13 protein-coding genes are annotated in these 16,994 nt (G+C 66.7%); 8 read left to right on the plus strand and 5 right to left on the minus strand.

What is annotated here, in order from left to right; translation table 11 throughout:
- The first annotated feature begins 30 nt into the window (after nucleotides 1-30).
- The 3 genes from C380_RS07020 to C380_RS07030 are packed head-to-tail and all read left to right on the plus strand — an operon-like array spanning nucleotide 31 to nucleotide 3,880.
- The gene (locus tag C380_RS07020) at nucleotides 31-948 is read left to right on the plus strand and encodes an amino acid ABC transporter substrate-binding protein (protein WP_015013167.1); all 918 of its coding nucleotides are present in this window, start codon (nucleotides 31-33) and stop codon (nucleotides 946-948) included.
- Nucleotides 945-2,171, plus strand: a complete 1,227-nt coding sequence (locus tag C380_RS07025; protein WP_015013168.1) for a pyridoxal phosphate-dependent aminotransferase — start codon at nucleotides 945-947, stop codon at nucleotides 2,169-2,171. Before C380_RS07020 ends, C380_RS07025 begins: the two co-directional genes overlap by 4 nt.
- Nucleotides 2,172-2,194: 23 nt before the next feature.
- Nucleotides 2,195-3,880 carry a thiamine pyrophosphate-binding protein gene (locus C380_RS07030; protein WP_015013169.1) on the plus strand — a complete coding sequence of 562 codons (1,686 nt, stop codon included), beginning with the start codon at nucleotides 2,195-2,197 and terminating at the stop codon, nucleotides 3,878-3,880.
- Nucleotides 3,881-3,911: 31 nt separating this feature from the next.
- Here C380_RS07030 and C380_RS07035 read toward each other — a convergent pair whose 3' ends face one another.
- Nucleotides 3,912-4,793 carry a LysR family transcriptional regulator gene (locus C380_RS07035; protein ID WP_015013170.1) on the minus strand — a complete coding sequence of 294 codons (882 nt, stop codon included), beginning with the start codon at nucleotides 4,791-4,793 and terminating at the stop codon, nucleotides 3,912-3,914.
- Nucleotides 4,794-4,928: 135 nt separating this feature from the next.
- Here C380_RS07035 and C380_RS07040 point away from each other — a divergent pair, with 135 nt between their 5' ends.
- The 4 genes from C380_RS07040 (at nucleotide 4,929) to C380_RS07055 (ending at nucleotide 9,336) form a co-directional block, all read left to right on the plus strand.
- Nucleotides 4,929-5,876, plus strand: a complete 948-nt coding sequence (locus tag C380_RS07040) for a DMT family transporter (RefSeq protein WP_015013171.1) — start codon at nucleotides 4,929-4,931, stop codon at nucleotides 5,874-5,876.
- A 135-nt stretch (nucleotides 5,877-6,011) separates the two neighbouring features.
- On the plus strand, nucleotides 6,012-7,229 hold the full coding sequence (locus tag C380_RS07045; protein ID WP_051022660.1) for a DNA polymerase IV: 1,218 nt from the start codon (nucleotides 6,012-6,014) through the stop codon (nucleotides 7,227-7,229).
- Between the two features lie 187 nt (nucleotides 7,230-7,416).
- Nucleotides 7,417-8,976: a PAS domain-containing methyl-accepting chemotaxis protein gene (locus tag C380_RS07050; RefSeq protein WP_015013173.1), complete on the plus strand. Its 1,560-nt coding sequence runs from the start codon at nucleotides 7,417-7,419 to the stop codon at nucleotides 8,974-8,976.
- Nucleotides 8,977-9,069: 93 nt separating this feature from the next.
- Nucleotides 9,070-9,336: a hypothetical protein gene (locus tag C380_RS07055; protein ID WP_015013174.1), complete on the plus strand. Its 267-nt coding sequence runs from the start codon at nucleotides 9,070-9,072 to the stop codon at nucleotides 9,334-9,336.
- Nucleotides 9,337-9,368: 32 nt separating this feature from the next.
- Here C380_RS07055 and queF read toward each other — a convergent pair whose 3' ends face one another.
- The 4 genes from queF to C380_RS07075 all read right to left on the minus strand — a co-directional run bounded on the left by queF (nucleotide 9,369) and on the right by C380_RS07075 (nucleotide 15,385).
- A complete protein-coding gene (gene queF, locus C380_RS07060) occupies nucleotides 9,369-10,214 on the minus strand; it encodes an NADPH-dependent 7-cyano-7-deazaguanine reductase QueF (protein WP_015013175.1) in 846 nt (281 codons plus the stop codon).
- A 97-nt stretch (nucleotides 10,215-10,311) separates the two neighbouring features.
- Nucleotides 10,312-11,223 (minus strand): 2OG-Fe(II) oxygenase, encoded by a 912-nt coding sequence (locus C380_RS07065; protein WP_015013176.1) that lies wholly within the window; start codon nucleotides 11,221-11,223, stop codon nucleotides 10,312-10,314.
- 40 nt (nucleotides 11,224-11,263) lie between these two features.
- Complete coding sequence (gene yaaA / locus C380_RS07070; protein ID WP_015013177.1) at nucleotides 11,264-12,049, minus strand: peroxide stress protein YaaA; 786 nt, start codon at nucleotides 12,047-12,049, stop codon at nucleotides 11,264-11,266.
- 240 nt (nucleotides 12,050-12,289) lie between these two features.
- Nucleotides 12,290-15,385, minus strand: a complete 3,096-nt coding sequence (locus C380_RS07075) for an Rne/Rng family ribonuclease (protein WP_015013178.1) — start codon at nucleotides 15,383-15,385, stop codon at nucleotides 12,290-12,292.
- A 598-nt stretch (nucleotides 15,386-15,983) separates the two neighbouring features.
- On the opposite strand from C380_RS07075, the gene C380_RS07080 reads away from it, so the two are divergent.
- Complete coding sequence (locus C380_RS07080; protein ID WP_043565230.1) at nucleotides 15,984-16,985, plus strand: RluA family pseudouridine synthase; 1,002 nt, start codon at nucleotides 15,984-15,986, stop codon at nucleotides 16,983-16,985.
- Nucleotides 16,986-16,994 lie beyond the last annotated feature (9 nt).

Raw genomic sequence — 16,994 nt, forward strand, 5'->3', positions numbered from 1 at the left:
GCCAAAGATAAAACACCAGGAGACAACGACATGGCAATTTCCCGCAAGACCTTCACTGCGCTCGCCGCAGGCCTGGCTCTGGCCTGTGTGGCCACGGCCCCCGCGTTGGCGCAGACGGTCACCCAGCCCACGCTGGAGAAGATCAAGGCCAGCGGCAAGGTGGTGCTGGGCGTGCGCGAAACCTCGCCGCCCATGGCCTACGCGCTGGGCGCGAATGAAAAATACGTGGGCTACCACGTCGAGCTGTGCGAACGCGTGCTGAAAGAAATCGCGCCCGACGCCAAGCTCGAATACATGGCGGTGACGGCGCAGAACACGCTGCCCCTGGTGCAAAACGGCACGCTCGACATTGGCTGCGGTCCCACCACCAACAACACCGCGCGCCAGCAGCAAGTGGCCTTTGCGGTGACCACCTATGTGAGCGAAGTGCGCATGGCGGTGCGCAAGGATTCGGACCTCAAGTCCATCAGCCAGCTTGCAGGCCGCACCATTGCGGCATCCACCGGCACCACCGCCGTGCAGCTGCTGCGCAAGCAAGAGCGCGCGCTGGGCGGCGCCCCCATCAAGACCGTGCTGGGCAAGGACCACCACGAGAGCTTCTTGCTGCTGGAGACCGGCCGTGCCGATGCCTTTGTGCTCGACGACAATCTGCTGGCCGGGATGATTGCCAACTCCAAGGACCCCTCGGCCTACCGCATCGTGGGCGAGCCGCTGGGCGCCGAGCCCATTGCACTGCTGTTCCGCAAGGACGACCCGACCTTCAAGGCCGCTGTGGACGGCGTGCTCACCAAGCTGATGCAGTCCGGCGAGATGGAAAAGATCTACACCAAGTGGTTTGTGAACCCCATCCCGCCCAAGAACATGAGCCTGAACCTGCCGCTGGGCACTACGCTGCGCCAGCTGTTTGCCACCCCCAACGACAAGCCCCTGGAAACCTATCAGCAATGAACGCTCCCATCCCCGCCACGGCCTTCCGCGCGGCCGACCGCCTGGGCGCCATATGCGTCTCCGAAATCGTGCGCCTGACGCAAGAGGCCAACCAGCTCAAGCGCCAGGGCCAGCCCGTGATCGTGCTGGGCCTGGGCGAGCCCGACTTCGATACGCCAGCCCACATTCTGGAAGCCGCGCAGCAGGCCATGGCGCGGGGGGAGACGCACTACACGGTGCTGGATGGCACGGCCGAACTCAAGGCCGCCATCCAGCACAAGTTCAAGCATGACAACGGGCTGGACTTTGCGCTCAACGAAATCACCGCCGGTGCAGGCGCCAAACAGATCCTCTACAACGCCCTGATGGCGTCGGTGAATCCGGGCGATGAAGTGATCCTGCCCGCGCCGTACTGGACGTCCTACGCCGACATGGTGCTGATTGCGGGCGGTGTGCCCGTGGTCGTGCCCTGCACCGAGGCCAACGGCTTTCGCATCACGCCCGAGCAGCTGGAGGCGGCCATCACGCCGCGCACGCGCTGGGTGTTCATCAACTCGCCCTCCAATCCCAGCGGCGCGGCCTACAGCGCTGAGCAGTTGCGCCCGGTGCTGGAGGTGGTGGAGCGCCACCCGCAGGTGTGGCTGCTGGCGGACGACATCTACGAACATATCCTGTACGACGGCCGCGCGTTTGCCACGCCCGCCGCCGTGTTGCCCTCGCTGCGCGATCGCACGCTGACGGTGAACGGCGTCTCCAAGTCGTACGCCATGACGGGCTGGCGCCTGGGCTACGGCGCAGGCCCCAAGGCGCTGATTGCGGCCATGGCCGTAGTGCAGAGCCAGGCCACGTCGTGCCCCTCGTCCATCAGCCAGGCGGCAGCCGTGGCGGCGCTCACGGGGCCGCAAGATGTGGTGCGCGAGCGCTGCCAAGCGTTCCAGGACCGGCGCGATCTGGTGGTGGCCGCACTCAACGCCTCCCCCGGCCTGCGCTGCCGCGTGCCTGAGGGCGCGTTCTACACCTTTGCCAGTTGCGAAGGCGTGCTGGGCCGCACCACGCCCGGCGGCATGTTGCTGCGCACCGATGCCGACTTTTGCGCCTACCTGCTGCGCGAGCACCATGTCGCGGTGGTGCCCGGCGGGGTGCTGGGGCTGGCGCCATACTTTCGCATCTCGTACGCTGCCTCCACCGCCGATTTGCAAGAGGCCTGCGCGCGCATCCAGCGCGCCTGCCAGGCCCTGTTCTGAATTTCTGATCCGATACCGTTGATATGAATACTACCTCCCTCACCCCGCGCACCGGCGGCCAGATCCTGGTGCAGCAGCTCATCACCCATGGCGTGAAGCAGCTCTTTTGTGTGCCTGGCGAAAGCTACTTGGCTGTGCTTGATGCGCTGCATGACGCGGATATTGGCGTGACCGTGTGCCGTCAGGAGGGCGGCGCGGCCATGATGGCCGAAGCGCAGGGCAAGCTCACGGGCCAGCCCGGCATCTGCTTTGTGACACGCGGGCCCGGTGCCACCAATGCGTCGGCCGGTGTGCACATCGCGCACCAGGATTCCACGCCCATGATCCTTTTCGTGGGCCAGGTGGCGCGCAACGCCATGGGGCGCGAGGCGTTTCAGGAGCTGGACTACAGCGCCGTGTTTGGCACCATGGCCAAGTGGGTGGTGCAGATTGACGACCCGGCCCGTGTGCCCGAGCTGATCTCGCGCGCCTTCCACGTTGCCACTTCGGGCCGCCCTGGCCCCGTGGTGGTGGCGCTGCCCGAGGACATGCTGACCGAGGCCGCCACCGTGGCCGATGCGCTGCCTTACCAGGTGACAGAAACGCATCCTGGCGCTGCGCAGATGGCTGAGCTGGCCCAGCGCCTGCAAGCCGCAAAGAACCCCGTGGCCATCTTGGGTGGCAGCCGCTGGTCCGAGCAGGCGGTGCGCGAGTTCACCGCGTTTGCCGAAGCGTGGTCCATTCCCGTGTACTGCTCGTTCCGCCGCCAGATGCTGTTCCCGGCCACGCATGCTTGCTACGGCGGTGACTTGGGCCTGGGCGTCAACCCCAAGCTGCTGGCACGCATCAAGGCGTCCGACCTGGTGCTGGTGGTGGGCGGGCGTTTGTCGGAAGTGCCCTCGCAAGGCTATGAGCTGTTCGACATTCCCACCCCCGCGCAGCCCCTGGTGCATGTGCATGCCGATGCGGATGAACTGGGCAAGCTCTACCGCCCCACACAGGCCATTCACGCCACGCCCACGGCGTTTGCAGCGGCACTCAATACGGTGCGCCCCACGACCGCCGTGGCATGGAAGGCCCACACAGAAGCTGCCCATGCCGAGTACCTGGCCTGGAGCGACACGGCACCCATCCGCATCCCCGGCAACCTGCAGATGGGCCAGGTGATGCAGCACCTCAAAGAGGTGTTGCCAGCCGACACCATCTTTTGCAATGGGGCGGGCAACTTTGCCACCTGGATTCACCGCTTCTGGCCCTTCACCACCTACGCCAGCCAGCTCGCGCCCACCAGCGGATCGATGGGCTACGGTCTGCCCGCAGGCGTGGGCGGCAAGCGTCTCTGGCCGCAGCGCGAGGTGGTGATCTTCGCGGGCGACGGCGACTTTCTGATGCACGGCCAGGAGTTCGCGACGGCTGTGCAATACGGCCTGCCCATCATCGTGGTGCTGCTGGACAACGCCATGTACGGCACCATCCGCATGCACCAGGAGCGCGAGTACCCTGGCCGCATCAGCGCCACGCAGCTCAAGAACCCCGACTTCAAGGCCTACGCCCAGGCCTTTGGCGGCCATGGCGAGCGGGTAGAGCGCACGGAGGAATTTGCCCCTGCCCTTGCCCGTGCGCGCGCCAGCGGCCTGCCCAGCGTGCTGCACTGCCTGATTGACCCCGAGGCGATCACGCCCACGGGCACGCTGCAGGGCATTCGCAGCGCGGCGCTCTCCAAAAAGTAGGCTCCCTTTTCGTAAGCAGGCGCTGAGGCGTTCAGCCGGTCACGCGGGCGCCACCGGATTGCCGCAGGGTCTGCACCAGCAGATTCTGCAGGCTGTCCACCGCCTTGGAGCCGCGCGATGCGCGGCTGCGGTAGACGGCGACCTCCATGGGGGCCAGCGGCCCCAGGCCGTGTTCGGTGCCGAGCACCTGCAGCTGCGGTGGCACGCTGCAGTGGGTGAGGGCGGCCACGGCCAGGCCGCTTTCCACCGCCGCAATTTGTCCGGCCAGGCTGGAGCTGTGATAGACCACCTTGTAGCGGCGCCCCTGCTGCGCCAGTGCGTGGATGGCGCCGCGCCGCGCCAGGCTGGCCGATTCGTACACCGCAATCGGCAGCGGGTCGCGCCTCCACAAATCGAACTGCGCAGACCCCACCCACACCATGGGCTCATGGAACAGCAGCGTGCCCCGGCGTGCGTGGTCGCGCGAGATCAGCGCCAGGTCCAGGTCGCCACTGGCCACGCGCGGGATGAGTGCGGTGGACTGCTCGCAGTCCAGCTCAATCTCCACCGCGCTGTGCCGGGGCGCAAAGCGTTTGAGCACGGGCGTGAGGTAGCGCGCTGCATAGTCATCCGGCACCCCCAGCCGCACCCGGCCTGTGAGGGCGTCGCCGTTCAGGGCATCGTGCGCTTCTGCATGCAGCTCCAGAATGCGTCGGGCGTAGCCCAGCAGGGTTTCACCCTCGGGCGTGAGGTGCTGCTTGCGGGCATCGCGCTCCAGCAGTCGGTGGCCTACGGCGTCTTCCAGCTTCTTGAGCTGCATGCTGACCGCCGACTGGGACCGGTGCACCTCGGCCGCCGCGCCAGAGAGCGAGCCTGCATCCACCACCGCCACCAGGCATTGAAGCCAGTCGAGTTGCAAGTCACGGTAGCTCATGGATTGCCCCTGGGGTGATGTATTCGATGATCGAATGATTGACGCGTAAATTATGCGCTTTCGATTGCAGCGGCTGGCGGCCACACTGCGGGCATGCAGCAGTCGTCCTCTACCGTTTCAGGCATATCCGTCCCCGTGGTTCCCGCGTCCGCTTCCCATGCGAGCAGCGCGCGTGGGCTGTCGTCTGCCCACCGGCTGGATGGCTGGATCGCCTTTGTGCTGGGCAACGCGCTGCTGGGCACCATCGGCGTGTTCGTGCACGAGGCGCAGGCGGCGCCATTGACGGTGACCTGGTTCCGCTGCGCTTTTGGTCTCGTGGGTCTCACGTTGTGGATGGCGTGGCGTCACCGGTCATGGTCGGGGCTGTGGCGGGCGCTCTGGGTGGGCTGGGCGGCTTTGCCGTGGGTGTTGCTGCTCAGCGGGCTGATGCTGGCGAGCTGGTGGCTGTTTTTCACGGCGATCCAGCAAGTGCCCACCGGGGTGGCGGTGGTGCTGTTCCATGTGCAGCCCCTGTGGGTGTTGCTGCTGGGGGCCTGGTGGCTCAAAGAAGCCGTGCCCCGGCAGCGCGTGGTGTCCGTGCTGGTCGCGATGGTGGGGCTGGTGCTGGCCACGGGCGTGGCTGGGGGGCTGTCTTCCTCCGGCGCCGGGCATGCGTCTGGCTACTGGGTGGGCGTGGGCCTCTGCCTGGTCGGTGCGCTGTGCACGGCCACCGTTACCGTGGTTGCCAAGCGCCTGGGGGCGCTGCCGGTGGGCGCGCTGGCGTGGTGGCAATGCGCGCTGGGTGCGGCCGTGCTGTGGGTGGCCCCCTTGGGACAAGGCTGGCCCGCCTGGGGCGCCCCATGGGCATGGCTGGCCGGGCTGGGGCTGATCCACACGGGCCTGGCGTACACCCTGATGTACGCAGGCATGGCCCGGCTCGCGACGGCCCGGGTGGCGGTGCTGCAGTTTGCCTACCCGACGGTCGCCATCGTGGTGGACTGGGTGTACTTTCAGCACACCTTGGGCGGTTGGCAAATGGCAGGTGTGGTGCTGATGCTGGGGGCCATAGCGGTAGGGGAGCGTAGCGCGCGGCGTAATCGCTAGTGCACCGCCTGCGCAGGGACGGCGCCGCCCCGCACAATATCGGGTGTGACCGCCACCGAGTTCGATTCTTCTGAGACCTACCCCCCTGCGCAGGCTGCCCCTTCCGGCAAGCGGCGCCGCATCGCGCACCTGGACATGGACGCTTTTTTTGCGTCCGTCGAGCTGCTGCGCTACCCGCAGCTCAAGGGCCTGCCCGTGGTGATTGGCGGCGGCAGGCGCAAGGTGGACGAGCTGCTGCTGCGCGGCCCGGACGGCACCGCAGAGCGCGAGCGGCGCTTCATCCCGGTGGAGGACTTTCCGCTGCTCAAGGACTATGTGGGCCGGGGCGTGATCACCACGGCCACCTACCCGGCGCGGCAGTTTGGCGTGGGTTCGGCCATGGGCATGATGAAAGCGGCCAAGCTGTGCCCGCAGGCCATCGTGCTGCCGGTGGATTTTGACGAGGTGCGACGCTTTTCGCGCCTGTTCAAAAGCACCATCACCGAGATCGCGCCGGTGATGCAGGACCGGGGCGTGGACGAGGTCTACATCGACTTCACCGACGTGCCGGGAGGCCAGCGCGAAGGCGGGCGGGTGCTGGCGCGGCTCATTCAGAAAAGCATCTTTGAACGGACCGGGCTGACCTGCTCCATTGGCGTGGCTCCCAACCGGCTGCTGGCCAAGATGGCCAGCGAGTTCAACAAGCCCAACGGCATCTCCATCGTTTACGAGGAAGACCTGCAGAGCAAGATCTGGCCCCTGAATGTGCGCAAGATCAACGGCATCGGCCCCAAGGCGGGCGAGAAGCTGGCGCGGCTGGGCATCGAGACCATCGGGCAGCTGGCCGCGCAGGATGAGCAATGGCTGATGGGCCACTTTGGCAAGTCCACCGGCGCCTGGATGCACCGCGTGGCCTGGGGCCGCGATGACAGCCCGGTGGTGACCGAGAGCGAGCCCGTGAGCATGAGCCGCGAGACCACCTTTGACCGCGACCTGCACGCGGTGCGCGACCGGGCCGAGCTGGGCGCGATCTTTACCGACCTGTGCATGCGCGTGGCCGAGGACCTGCAGCGCAAGGGCTATGTGGCGCGCACCATCGGCATCAAGCTGCGCTACGACGACTTCAAGATCGCGACGCGCGACCACACGGCTAACAGCTACACGGCCGACGGAGCCACCATCCGGCAGCTGGCCGGGCAGTGCCTCAAGCGCGTGCCGCTGGATAAGCGCCTGCGACTGCTGGGCGTGCGGGCCAGCACGCTGGTGCGGCGCGGCGAGGAGCCCGAGCCCGATCCGCAGACCCGTGCCGCAGCTGCGAGCAGCCGGCGCAGGCCGCAGGCGGGTGTGGACAGGGACACGGGGCAGCTCTTTTGACGCCACAGGAGTAGGGCTGGGGTGTGTGCGCCTCGGGAGGGTTGTGCAGGCCATCCTTCACTCGGCACCTTTTGGGGGCAAATCGGGGGAGTGAGCAGTTAGACTTGATTCGTATCAAGCGGTTACACGAACGTCTAACAAAACACCGCGCTGCCTGCCCCTGCCGCAGGCCTTCCAGGAGCCTCGAATGCGCATCAACCTGCCAGTGACCCAGCAGAATTTTGACTACCCCGGTGATGAGCTGCTGGTGTCCAGCACCAACACCAAGGGCGAGATCACGCACTGCAACCCGGCGTTTGTGCGCGTCAGTGGCTACAGCTACGACGAACTCATCGGTCAGCCGCACAACATCATTCGCCACCCGGACATGCCGCCCGAGGCCTACAAGGACATGTGGCGCACCATTGGCCGGGGCGAGCCCTGGACAGGTCTGGTGAAAAACCGGCGCAAGAACGGCGACCACTACTGGGTGCGCGCCAACGTCACTCCCATCATGGAAGGCGGCAAGCCACGCGCCTACATGTCGGTGCGCACCAAGCCCAGCGCGGCAGAAATTTCTGCCGCCGAAGCCCTGTATGCGCAGATGCGCAATGAGGCGGCATCGGGCGCGAGCAGCTTTTACCTGGACTCGGGCAACGTGCGCTATCCCGGGGTTCGCGGCTGGCAGCAGCGCCTGGCGCAGATGGCGTTGCTGCCCCGCATGGCGCTGTTGCTGGCGGTGATGGTGCTGCTGGCCTTGTTGCCCGATGTGATGGGGCTGCAGGGCACTACCGCCTGGGTGGCCCGCCTGGCGCTGCTGGTGCTGGGGGCGGGGTGGACGCTGTGGCGCTTTCAGGCCACCGTGCTGCAAGGGGTGCACGACGCCACCCGCTTCGCATCCGACATCTCGGCCTGCAACCTTGCCACGTCGGTGGGCACCGACTACCCCCAACCCCTGGGTGCGCTGATGCAGCGCTTGCAACAGACCCAGGTCAACCTGCGCGCCGTGGTGGGCGACGTGCGCACCGAGGTGCGCAACTTCATCGAATCGGCCGACGAAATCGCGCGCGGCGGCATGGACCTGTCGGCCCGTACCGAGTCGCAGGCCAGCAGCCTGGAAGAAACCGCCGCGGCCATGGAGCAACTGGCCAGCACGGTGCTGCAGACGTCGGAGACAGCCGCCAAGGTGTCGCACGAGAGCGCACAGAGCAGCGACATCGCCACGCGCGGTGGCCAGGCGGTGCAGGAGGTGGGGGCGGCCATGCAGCAGATGAAGCTTTCGTCCACCAAGATCAGCGAGATCGTGGGCGTGATCGAGGGCATTGCCTTCCAGACCAACCTGCTGGCGCTCAACGCCGCTGTGGAAGCCGCGCGGGCTGGCGAGCAGGGCAGGGGCTTTGCGGTGGTGGCGGGCGAGGTGCGGGCACTGGCGCAGCGCAGTGCCAGCTCGGCCAAGGAGATCAGCGGCCTGATTGGCGTCACGGTGAACCAGATCGCCAGCGGCGCGCAGCAGATGGACCATGCCGGCACCACCATCGAAGGCGTGGTCCATGCGGTGGAACGCGTGAGCACGCTGGTCCAGCAGATCAGCAGCGCCACCAAGGAGCAGTCGCAGGGCATTGCCCAGGTCAACGAGGCCGTGACCCAGCTTGACACCGTGACGCAGCAGAACGCCGCGCTGGTGGAGGAGTCGGCCGCCGCCGCCCAGGGCCTCAAGGAGAGTGCGGTGTCGCTGGGCCGCTCGGTGGACGTGTTCCGGCTGGGGTGAGCGGCGCCGCAACGAGCCGCCCGCAGCCATTCGTACCTTGACGAATTCTTACTCGTAACTTACAGTGATTTTCCCGTTTTCCGGGAGATCACCATGACCCTCGACGAGCTGCAGCGCATCAAGCAGTGGCATGTGGCACACAAGGCCGACCACCCGCTCGAATACCACCTGTGGGACCTGGTGCTGACGGTCTGGATGCTGGGCTGGGTGGGCTGGTTTCCCATCTGCGCTTTTGGCGAGCCCTGCGCCGCGCCGGTCTGCCTGATCGGCATTTTTGTCCCCAGCCAGTACGTTGCCTGGCGCACCCGCGCGCACCTGCGCCATACCCTGCGGTGCGACTGGATTGACGCGCGCAACTGACGGACGCGGTCGGTTGACGAGGTCGGTCAGGCCTACTGCCGCGCCGTGCGCACGTTGCGCGGCAGAGCTTGCGGGTGGCTGGTGCGCAGGGGGTTGATGTCCAGCCCGCCCCGGCGCGTGTAGCGCGCATACACCGTGAGCTTGATGGGTTTGCAGCGCGTCCACACGTCCATGAAGATGCGCTCCACGCACTGCTCGTGGAATTCGTTGTGGTTGCGAAAGCTCACCAGGTACTGCAGCAGGCCTTCCTGGTTGATCTGCGGGCCGCTGTAGCTGATCTGCACGCTGCCCCAGTCGGGCTGGCCGGTCACCAGGCAGTTGCTCTTGAGCAGGTTGCTGGTCAGGGTCTCGGTCACGGGCGCTTCGTTGAATGTGGCCGTCAGCAGGTCGGGCGCGGGCTGGTAGCGCGTGCATTCCACGTCCAGCCGGTCCAGGCTCAGGCCGTCCAGCTCGTGTACGGGCTCCTGGTCGAACAGCTCCGGCGCGATGAGCTTCACCCCCACGGTGGCGGGGTGCTCGGCGCCGCGCCACACGGCCTCGCTGATGTCGGTGCGGATGCGGGCCTGCACCTCGGCCGAATCGGCAAAACGCGTGTTGTTGAAGCTGTTGAGATACAGCTTGAAGGACTTGCTCTCGACGATGTTGGGCGTCTCGCAGGGCACCGTGATGTGCGCCAGCGCCACCTGCGGTTTGCCACGCTGGTTCAGCCACGACAGCTCGAACGCCGTCCAAAGGTCGGCCCCGAAGAAGGGCGCCGCGCCGGTGATGCCGATCTCGGCCCGCTTGCCCGCGCGCGGGATGGGGAACAGCAGCGACGCGTCGTACTGGTCGATATAGGCCGAAGCCTTGCCAAGCTGGGATTGTTCTGGCGTGTTCATGGCCTGGTCTTTCGGGTGTATGGGTTCCAAGGGGGACGTGTTTTGCTACTGTTTTTGTAGCTGCTGGCGCATATTCGACTAGCGCATACCGGCGTTTTTACTGAAATTCCCGCTCGCGCAGCCATTTGGTGGCGATCCATTTGTCCCCGGCGATCACCGGGGCGCCGCCATGCAGGGTGCGGGTGGACGGGTGCGGGCGCTCGTAGCTGAAGAACACCGCGTTGCCACGCTGCGGCGCGACCTCCAGGTGCACATCGGGGAAGGTGGTGCCGCCGCCTTTGTCGGGCGTGTTCAGGTACATCACCAGCGTGCCCACACGCTGGCCGCCGCGTTTGATGATGCTGGGCGTGCCAGGCTCGGCGGGGTCAAAGTAGTCGTAGTGGGGCTTGTATTCGGCACCCGGGCGGTAATGCAGCACCTGCAGGCCTTCGCCGTTTTCGATGGGCCACTGGAGCAGGCGCGCAATACGCTCTTCAATGCGCTGGATCAACGGGCTTTGACCGCGCTGGAAGAACATGCCGTCGCTGGTGCGGTCGGCGTTGATCTCTTCGCCGCCGGTCTTGGTGGCCACGGTGAGCGAGCGCGCCATGCGGGGCTCTGCGGCGGCGATCAGGGCATCACACTCCTCCGGCGACAGCAGGTTGCCAAACACCACGATGCGCGGCTGCGCCATGGCCAGCAGCACATTCACGGTGCGGTCTCCGCAGTCCACCTGGGCGGGGGATCCATCCAGCCGGGGCTCGGGCACCGGCACGGCCGAGGGCAAGCCCTGCTGCACGGCCAGGTCGTTCAGGTGCTCCTGCAGCGTGATCTCCAGCGCGTCGGCGGCCACGTCCTCGTCCCACCCTGCGTCGCGCATGGATTGCAGCACCACAGGCGCGGCGTAGCCCGCCTGCGCCTGCTCAATGATCCAGCGGCGCAGCTCGGGCGTGATGGCCTGCCGCGCTGCGCTGGCGCGCTGGGTGCTGGTGGTCGTGCCGTCCGGGTGCTGGTCAGAACGCAATGTCATGGCGGTCCTTCAACAAGAAAGAGCAGGGGGGAAGGGGTGTTTATAAGGCCGGAGGGGCCTTGCGCCGGAAGACCAGGCGCTCGGGCGTGGAGGAGGCCGGGGCAAAGGCATAGCCGTCCAGATCGAAGCCTTCGAGCTGGTGGGGTGTGGCAAGGCGGTGGGTGATGGCATAGCGCGCCATCAGGCCGCGTGCGCGTTTGGCAAAGAAGCTGATGATCTTGTAGTTGCCGCCCTTCCAGTCCTCGAACACGCATTCGATCACGCGCGCCTTGAGCACCTTGCGGTCCACGGCCTTGAAGTATTCCTGCGAGGCGAGGTTGACCACCACCGGCGTGGTGTCCGCGCGCAGCCGGGTGTTGAGGTGCTCGGCAATCTGGCGGCCCCAGAACTGGTATAGGTTGCTGCCCACGTCGGTGGCCAGGCGCGTGCCCATCTCCAGGCGGTAGGGCTGCATGCGGTCCAACGGCCGCAGCACGCCGTACAGGCCGCTCAGGATGGCGACATGGCTCTGGGCCCAGTCCAGGTCGTCAGCGCTGAGGCTGCGGGCCTGCAGCCCATCGTACACGTCACCATTGAAGGCCAGCACCGCCTGGCGCGAGTTGTGGGCGGTGAAGCGGGGGCGCCAGGCCTGGTAGCGCGCCACGTTCAGGGCCGCGAGCGCGTCGCTCAACTCCATCAGCGACGCAATCTGCTGCGGCGACTGCTCGCGCAGCACCTCGATGAGGGCCGTGGACTGCGGCACAAACTGCGGCGTGGTGTGGGGCAGGCCTTCGGGAACGGGCGTCTCGTAGTCGAGCGATTTGGCGGGAGACAGCAGGAACAGCATGGGGCGAAGGGTCCGTGGATCTCGGGTGTGCGGCTTGGGGCGGGGCCTGGACGGTGCGGGCAGCGGGCTGCGCTGCGGCACCAGCGACCCGAAATGGTACCTGCTGACAGGCTGCCTCCGGCCGCTTGCGGGTATTGGCGCCAAGGGCCGTGCACACTCGGCGGCCCCAAAAAAAGAAGGCGGCCTGAGCCGCCTTCTGGGTGATGGCTACAGCCCTGGGGCGGCAGCTATTGCAGCGCCTCAGGCTGCGGGGGGCTGCTCAAACGGCAGCGCCATGGCCGACAGGTCGCGGCGGGTTTCCACCAGCACCAGCGGGCCTTCGTCCAGCACCACCGCTGGGGGGCGCTCGCGGGGCACGCGGATGGGCTTGGGCTCGGCAGCGATGGCGGCCTGCACCGCCGCAATCTTGTCCGCGTCAGAGTTCACCCACTGCAGGCCCGATGCAGCAGCGACTTGCTGCAGTTCATCGATGGGCAGCGTGAACGCTTGGACGCGGGGCAGGCCCTTGGCAGGCGCTGCAGGCGCTGGTGCTGCAGCTGCCGGAGCGGGTGCCGCTACCGGAGCCGTGGCGGCCACGGGGGCGGCAGGCGCTGGAACAGCTATAGGTTCAGTAGCCGCTGCGACTGGCGCTGCGGCCACCGGTGCCACAGGCTCTGCGGCGGGCGTGTTGTTGCTGAAGTAGCTGCGGCGTGGCGCTTCGTCCTGTGCCGGGGCAGGCTCTGCCTGGGTGGGGTCGAAGTCCAGCATGGCGGGTGCTGCGGCTTCAGCGTTGCCGTTGGCGTCGCGTGGGCCACGCTCGCCACGTTCGCGGCGGTCACGGCCGTAGCGGTCGCGGGAGCGGCGCTCGCGGCGTTGCTCTTCGCTGGCGCCATTGCCATTGCCATTGCCATTGCCATTGCCATTCGCGGGTGCGTCATTGCCACTCAGGTCCAGGTCTGGCAGCGAGGCCAGGGGCGCGGTATCGGCAAAGTCGCCAGCAGCGGCTGGGGCTGCTGCCTCCTGGGCCTCGACCGCACGGGGAGCGCGTTCACCACGCTCGCCACGGTTGCCACCGCGATCACCGCGTTCGCGGCGCGGGCCGCGTTCGCCACGGGGTTGCTGGGCGGGTTGGCCTTCTGCACCACCGGTGTTGCCAGCGTTGGGGCCTTCCACCTGAGCGGTTGCGGCGTTGGCGTTGTCACCGTTCGTGCCAGCGTTCAGGTTGCGTGGCTCGCTGTCGCGGCGGCCACGGCCCCCTTCACGGCCTTCGCCGCGTCCGTTGCGGCCACCGTCACGGCCTTCGCCCTCGGGGCGGCGCTCTGCGTCGCGGGGTGCGCGGCCTTCGGCCGGGCGTTCACCACGGCGGCCACGGCTTTCGCCGTTGCTGCCTTCGCGATTGCCGTCACGCGGTGCGCCTTCGCGCTGACCGTCGCGGTTGCCATCACGACCTCCACGGCGGCCACGGCTTTCGCCATTGCGGCCTTCGCGGCGGGGTTCGCCACGGCCGGTGGTTTCAGCCGCGGCCGGTGTGGCGGCTGGCGCAGCCGTTGCCACCGGGGCGGGGGCTGCGGGGGCGCTGCCAAAGCCGAACAGGCTCTTGAGCCAGGCGAAGAAGCCTTGTTCCTGCGGCGCGGGGGCGACTGGCGCCGGAGCGGCCACGGGGGCAGGTGCAGGGGCTGCATGGGCTGCGGGGCGCTGGCCGCCACGGGGTGGGCGCGCCGCGCCTTCGGGGCGGGGTTCGGCCACGGGGGCGGGTGCGTCAGGCAGCACGCCCTTGATCACCGGGGTCTGCTTGTTGGTGGGCTCCTGCGAGCGGCGTGTGACAGACGTCGGATCTTCCACTTCTTCGGCGAGTTTGTAGCTGGCTTCGATGTGGTCCAGGCGCGGGTCATCGTGCTTGAGGCGTTCCAGGCGGTAGTTGGGGGTTTCCAGCGTCTTGTTGGGCACCATCAGCACGGCCACGCGCTGCTTGAGTTCGATCTTGGCGATCTCGGTGCGCTTTTCGTTCAGCAGGAACGAGGCCACTTCCACCGGCACCTGGCAGTGCACGGCGGCGGTGTTGTCCTTCATCGATTCTTCTTGAATGATGCGCAGGATCTGCAGCGCCGACGATTCGGTGTCGCGGATATGGCCCGAGCCGCCGCAGCGGGGGCAGGGGATGGACGAGCCTTCGGACAGCGCGGGCTTCAGGCGCTGGCGGCTCATTTCCATGAGGCCGAACTTGCTGATGGTGCCGAACTGCACGCGGGCGCGGTCCTGGCGCAGCGCATCGCGCAGGCGGTTTTCCACTTCGCGGCGGTTCTTCGACTCCTCCATGTCGATGAAGTCGATCACGATAAGGCCGCCCAGGTCGCGCAGGCGCATCTGGCGGGCCACTTCGTCGGCGGCTTCCAGATTGGTGCGGGTGGCAGTTTCCTCGATGTCGCCGCCCTTGATGGCGCGGGCCGAGTTCACGTCCACGGACACCAGCGCTTCCGTGTGGTCGATCACGATGGCGCCGCCCGAGGGCAGGCTCACGGTGCGGGCGTAGGCCGACTCGATCTGGTGCTCGATCTGGAAGCGGCTGAACAGGGCGGCGTCGTCGCGGTAGCGCTTCACGCGGGCGGCATGCTCGGGCATGACGTGCGCCATGAACTGCTGCGCCTGTTCGTAGATGTCGTCGGTATCGATGAGGATGTCACCGATGTCGTTGTTGAAGTAGTCGCGGATGGCGCGGATCACCAGGCTCGATTCCTGGTAGATCAGGAAGGCGCCCTTGCCGCCCTTGGCAGCGCCGTCGATGGCGTTCCACAATTTCAGCAGGTAGTTCAGGTCCCACTGCAGTTCGGGCGCGGTGCGGCCGATGCCAGCGGTGCGCGCAATGATGGACATGCCGTTGGGGTACTCCAGTTGGTCCATCGCCTCCTTGAGTTCGGCGCGGTCCTCGCCCTCGATGCGGCGCGACACGCCACCGCCACGGGGGTTGTTGGGCATCAGCACCACGTAGCGGCCTGCCAGCGAGATGAAGGTGGTCAGGGCTGCACCCTTGTTGCCGCGCTCTTCCTTTTCTACCTGGACCAGCAGTTCCTGGCCTTCCTTGATGACTTCGTTGATGCGCGCTTGGCTGGGCGACACGCCGGGGGCGAAGTACTGGCGCGAGATTTCCTTGAACGGCAGGAAGCCGTGGCGGTCTTCGCCGTAATCGACAAAGCAGGCTTCCAGCGAGGGCTCGACGCGCGTGACGACGGCCTTGTAGATGTTGCCCTTGCGCTGCTCGCGCCCTTCAATTTCGATTTCGTAGTCGAGGAGCTTTTGTCCGTCGACGATGGCCAGGCGCCGTTCTTCGGGCTGCGTGGCGTTGATGAGCATCCGCTTCATGATGCGATTCCTTCAGTGTGTTGCGGACAGCAGCGGTGCAGACATCCCTCTCAGCGGGGAAAGCTGCGCGGGCTGCCGCCCACAGTTCCAAACCATTAACAACAAGCTCTACAGGAGCTGTGAATGCCTGGACTGACGCATCGAAACGAAGGGAATTGCCGGGAATGCCAATGATCTGCCGCGCTCTAGCGCAGCATCGTGAGGCAGGGGCGCGTGGATGGGGGCGAGTGGTAGGAGCGCAGTTTTGCTAGCAAAAAAGTAGCTGATTGCGCTTGCTGGCTGGGCGCTAGAGCTGAATAGGAGCGTGCAGCCGGGGGCATCAGCCACCGCCACAAGGTCACCATCCAGCTCATCAACAACCACATGCTCGCTTTGATCCGCTGGCAGGCTGCGCCCGGGTAGGGAACATCTGCCAACTGGGGGATTCCGTATCAGTGTTTCAATCTGTCAGCCCGCCGCACGGCATGCGGGCCACCACAGGCATCTGGCCTGCAATCTGCGCGCACGACGCCCGCTGGCATCGACCTGCCTGCGTGAGGGGCAAGGGCTGTGTGGACTAAACTCCAGACAAATCAACCACTTACATAACAACGCGCAGGTGAAACACATTATAGGGGCCAAACCGCCCGCAGCTTCTGCGGGGCTTCCCGCAGCCCGCCTGGTGGAAGTGGATGCTGACTCCGCCGGCCAGCGGCTCGATAACTTTTTGATACGCCACCTGAAAGGTGTGCCAAAAACGCACGTCTACCGCATCATCCGCAGCGGCGAGGTGCGCATCAACAAAGGCCGCGTGAGCGCCGACACCCGCGTCGAGGCGGGTGACATCGTGCGCCTGCCACCTGTCCGGATTTCAGACAAGGTCGCCGAAAAGGCCGAGCGCCCGGCGCCCGCACGCGAATTTCCCATCCTGCTCGAAGACGAGCACCTGATCGCCATTGACAAACCGGCCGGCGTGGCGGTGCACGGCGGCAGCGGTGTGAGCTTCGGAGTGATCGAGCAGCTGCGCCAGGCGCGCCCTGCCTCCAAATTCCTGGAGCTGGTGCACCGGCTGGACCGCGAGACCTCCGGCATCCTGCTCGTGGCCAAGAAGCGGTCAGCGCTCACTCACCTGCAGGACCAGTTCCGCGAGCGCGAGACGGGCAAAACCTATCTGGCGCTGGTCACGGGCACCTGGCCGGCCAATAAGAAGGTCATCGACCTGCCGCTGCACAAATACCTGCAAGCCGACGGCGAACGCCGCGTGCGCGTGACCACCGCAGACGACCCGGATGGCATGCGCTCCATCACCCTGGTCAAGGTGCGCAGCACAGCAGCGGCCCGGCCGGAGCAGGGCCTGCCCGCGATGTCGCTGCTGGAGGTGACCATCAAGACCGGCCGCACCCACCAGATCCGCGTGCACCTGGCCAGTCAGGGACACGCCATCGTAGGCGACGACAAATACGGCGATTTCGACCTCAACAAACGCCTGCAGAAGCAGGGGATGAAGCGCATGTTTCTGCATGCGTGGCGGTTACAGTTCAACCACCCCGCCTCGGGTGAGCGCGTGCAGCTGATCGCCGAGCTGCCCCCCGAGCTGGCCGATTTTGTGCCCACCGCCTGACGATCCTGC

This window comes from Acidovorax sp. KKS102, assembly GCF_000302535.1.
Taxonomy (GTDB): domain Bacteria; phylum Pseudomonadota; class Gammaproteobacteria; order Burkholderiales; family Burkholderiaceae_C; genus Acidovorax.

What these genes read in the sequence shown, in the direction of transcription:
- C380_RS07020 (WP_015013167.1), top strand. Translation starts at nt 31, where the DNA reads ATGGCAATTTCCCGCAAGACCTTCACTGCGCTCGCCGCAGGCCTGGCT.
- C380_RS07075 (WP_015013178.1), bottom strand. Translation starts at nt 15,385, where the DNA reads ATGAAGCGGATGCTCATCAACGCCACGCAGCCCGAAGAACGGCGCCTG.
- queF (WP_015013175.1), bottom strand. Translation starts at nt 10,214, where the DNA reads ATGAACACGCCAGAACAATCCCAGCTTGGCAAGGCTTCGGCCTATATC.
- yaaA (WP_015013177.1), bottom strand. Translation starts at nt 12,049, where the DNA reads ATGCTGTTCCTGCTGTCTCCCGCCAAATCGCTCGACTACGAGACGCCC.
- C380_RS07025 (WP_015013168.1), top strand. Translation starts at nt 945, where the DNA reads ATGAACGCTCCCATCCCCGCCACGGCCTTCCGCGCGGCCGACCGCCTG.
- C380_RS07050 (WP_015013173.1), top strand. Translation starts at nt 7,417, where the DNA reads ATGCGCATCAACCTGCCAGTGACCCAGCAGAATTTTGACTACCCCGGT.
- C380_RS07030 (WP_015013169.1), top strand. Translation starts at nt 2,195, where the DNA reads ATGAATACTACCTCCCTCACCCCGCGCACCGGCGGCCAGATCCTGGTG.
- C380_RS07065 (WP_015013176.1), bottom strand. Translation starts at nt 11,223, where the DNA reads ATGACATTGCGTTCTGACCAGCACCCGGACGGCACGACCACCAGCACC.
- C380_RS07035 (WP_015013170.1), bottom strand. Translation starts at nt 4,793, where the DNA reads ATGAGCTACCGTGACTTGCAACTCGACTGGCTTCAATGCCTGGTGGCG.
- C380_RS07045 (WP_051022660.1), top strand. Translation starts at nt 6,012, where the DNA reads ATGGACGCTTTTTTTGCGTCCGTCGAGCTGCTGCGCTACCCGCAGCTC.
- C380_RS07055 (WP_015013174.1), top strand. Translation starts at nt 9,070, where the DNA reads ATGACCCTCGACGAGCTGCAGCGCATCAAGCAGTGGCATGTGGCACAC.